The organism is Klebsiella sp. Ech2A, from assembly GCF_030078455.1.
Classification (GTDB): Bacteria; Pseudomonadota; Gammaproteobacteria; order Enterobacterales; family Enterobacteriaceae; genus Klebsiella; species Klebsiella terrigena.
This window is the reverse complement of record NZ_JAQGFU010000343.1, coordinates 1-2,607: the sequence shown is the minus strand read 5'-3', so window position 1 is coordinate 2,607 and position 2,607 is coordinate 1. Positions and strand designations below refer to the sequence as shown.

At 63.2% G+C, this 2,607-nt stretch carries 2 protein-coding genes; both read right to left on the bottom strand.

Translation table 11 applies throughout. From position 1 onward, the window contains the following. Positions 1 to 156 precede the first annotated feature (156 nt). Positions 157 to 1,377 (bottom strand): acyl-CoA dehydrogenase family protein, encoded by a 1,221-nt coding sequence (locus PFH44_RS26670; RefSeq protein ID WP_283826702.1) that lies wholly within the window; start codon positions 1,375 to 1,377, stop codon positions 157 to 159. A 27-nt stretch (positions 1,378 to 1,404) separates the two neighbouring features. After that, entirely contained in the window at positions 1,405 to 2,556 is a 1,152-nt protein-coding gene (locus PFH44_RS26665) for an LLM class flavin-dependent oxidoreductase (protein WP_283826701.1), read from the bottom strand. Positions 2,557 to 2,607: the final 51 nt, after the last annotated feature.

Here is a 2,607-nt window from a genome sequence, read left to right as displayed (position 1 = left end):
GTATAAACGCGCCCCGGCACCACGTAGCGTTCAGCCCACGCCTCCACCGGCGTGACGCCCCCGGGGAGGCCGAACATCGCCTGGCGAAACAGCGTCGCGGCAGCGAGCAGCTCGGCGGGGTCATAGATAATCCGAATCTCCGGCATCGTCGCTTCCTTAGCGTTTCGGCGGCGAGTAGACGCGCGGCGTCGGCAGCTTGCCGCTCAGCACGTAGTCGCCCACTTCTCGCGTCCGATAGGTCACCGGATCGTGCAGCGTGTGGGTACGCACGTTACGCCAGAAAACGTCCAGCCCGTACTGATTGCTGGTGGAGCGCCCGCCGGTGAGCTCAAAGATCTCGTTGCTGATTTTTAGCGCCACGTTGTTGGCAATGACCTTGGCCTGGTCGGTTAACAGCGCCAGTTCGCCCCACTGGGCTTCGGTGAGATCGTCGCCGGCATGGAAGGCATCCTGGAAGGCGTACGCGGTTTTTTCCGCCAGCGCGATCCCGGCGGCGAGATCGGAGGAGAGCTCGCCCGCTTTCAGCCGGTGATACGGGTCTTCCAGCGCGCTCTCCACGCCGGACTCCGGCCACGGGCGTACGGCGTCACGGAAATAGGCGGCGGCCTGCTTCAGCGCCCCTTCGGCAATGCCGAGGTAGAAGTGGACAAAAATCAACTGGCTGAACTGGTTGCGCAGGGCGTTGCGCAGCAGCGCGCTCTCCGGCTTCTCCTCCAGCCCGGTGAGGCGATCCTTCTCCTGAAGACGCACGCGGTTGAACTCCAGCGTACCGCTGGCGGTCAGGCGCTGGCCGAGGTTGTCCCAGTCATCGTTAAAGACGATCCCCGGACGATCGGCGGTCACCTGGTACTGCACCAGCCGATCCTCTATCCATACAGCGATGGTCATTACCTGCGAGACGGCAGCGCCAGTGGCAAAAGTGCGACGCCCGGTGACGTAGAGATCGCTACCGTCCCATTCCAGCTTCAGGCGCGGGTCACGCGGGTTGCTGATGCTCGACTGGAACCAGCCTTCGTTGGCGACGCCGCGGGCGATAAACTCCCACTGCTCGCGGTTGCCGAGAATGTAGCTCCAGACACCGTTGGAGTAGTGGTAGGTGATCAGCTGGCCGATCGAACCGTCGGCAGCAGAGATAATGCGGCCAATCTCCAGCGCCTGCACCAGATTCGCCCCTCCACCGCCCAGCGACTTCGGCACCGCCAGCTTGAGCAGGCCGCTCTGACGCAGCCAGTCTATCTCTTCAAACGGATGTTTATTGGCGCGATCGCGCTCCAGCAAGGTGGCATAGAGACGGTCCGCGACGTCCTGAGCCACTACTTTCCAGTGGACGAACTCCTGGTGGTTAAGTCCTGCATAAATGTCCTGAGCATGGCTCATAGTTCCTCTCTTAGGGGCGATGTTTTTTTATGGTTGGTGTGGTGAGTGCAGCAGTCCGCTGCGGCGTAGCAGGGCACCTGCGCCCTCGGCAAACCAGTAAGCCTCTTCAAGATGCGGCTGACCGGATAAAATAAAGTGCTCAATGCCCAGCGCGTGGAAGGCCTGGATCTTCTCCGCGACCTGCTGGTGGCTGCCGACGATAGCGGTACCTACGCCGCCGCGCACCAGCGCGTAGCCGCTCCAGATGTTAGGGGCGATCTCCAGCAGACGGACGTTTTCCGGCGTCACCTTATCGGCCTGAATACCGTCAAGCAGAGCGCTCATGCGCTTTTGCCCGACGGATTCGGTGCGCCCCAAAAGCAGCTGGGCGCTTTGAATGCGCTCCGGGGTTATGCCGAGCAGCAGGCGGGCGGCCTCACGCCAGGCCTCTTCTTCGCTGTCGCGGCTGATGACGTGAAAGCGGATGCCGAAGCTCGGCGTACGCCCTTGGGCGGCGGCCAGCGCGCGCACCGTCGCCAGCTGCTGCGCGACCTGTTCGGGAGGTTCGCCCCAGCTAATCCAGGTGTCGGCCTGCGCGGCGGCAACCTGCTGGGCAGCCGGGCTGGAACCGCCGAAGAACACCGGCGGCACTGACCACGGCGAGGGTAGCAGGGTGGCCTGCTCAAGCTGATAGTGCTCGCCGTGAAAATCGAACGGCTGGCCGCTGTTTCTGGCGTGACTAACGCCTTTAAACGCGGCGATAAACTCGCCGCTGCGGGCGTAGCGCTGGTCGTGATCCAGCCGGTCGCCGTAGCGGCGCTGCTCAACCGGATCGCCGCCGGTGACGATATTGATCATCAACCGTCCCTCGGTCAGCCGCTGGAAGCTTGCCGCCTGATGAGCGGCCAGCGTTGGCGAAATAAAACCCGGACGGAAGGCAACGATAAACTTCAGCCGCTCGGTGTGCTGGCTAATAGCCATGGTGCTGAGCCATGCGTCTTCGCACCAGCTGCCGGTCGGCGTCAGTACGCCTTCAAAGCCCAGGCGCTCCGCGCTGCGGGCAATATCGATCAGATAATCGAGGGTGGCGGGGCGGAACTGGCCGCTGATGCCGCTGATGTGCTGAGAGTCATCGCCTGCGCCGACGATCCCCCGGCTGTCGCCATTGGTCGGCAGGTACCAGTGCAGATGGATGCTCATTGCGCCTCCTGAGGATAGCCGTCTGGTAGTTGACGAAAGCGGGCGCCGGGG